Here is a 441-nt window from a genome sequence, read left to right on the forward strand (position 1 = left end):
AATACGAACATCGGGATACGCAGGATATTCATCGAACTCTCCTTGAAGGGCTGCACGTTCGCATGCAGGTGCGCTGAAGTCTAGCGACTGCGGCGGGCTTTGCAGGGGCTGGGAACGCGTCCTGTGCGCTTGCGACAAGCGTCATGTTTCGCGGCTAGACTGACGCCTCGCACGAGGAGGAGTTCCATGCAACAGGTCATCGCGGTGAGCCTCTGCGCCACCCACGCGTTCAGCAAGCAGGTGCGTCCCGCCATCCGCCTCCTGAAAGGCCTCGGCGTCGAGGGCGACGCCCACCACGGCGTCACCGTGAAGCACCGCTCGCGGGTGCGGCAGGACCCGACCCAGCCGAACCTGCGCCAGGTCCACCTGATCCACGAGGAACTGCACGACGAGCTACGCGCCAGCGGCTTCGCCATCGGCCCAGGGACCATGGGCGAGAAC

1 pseudogene is annotated in these 441 nt (G+C 65.1%); it reads left to right on the forward strand.

The window, feature by feature from the left end:
• Positions 1-186: 186 nt before the first annotated feature.
• Positions 187-441 (forward strand): annotated as a pseudogene (locus FMN63_RS27660) (MOSC domain-containing protein); the annotation flags it as partial.

This window comes from Stappia sp. BW2 (assembly GCF_008107695.1).
Classification (GTDB): domain Bacteria; phylum Pseudomonadota; class Alphaproteobacteria; order Rhizobiales; family Stappiaceae; genus Roseibium.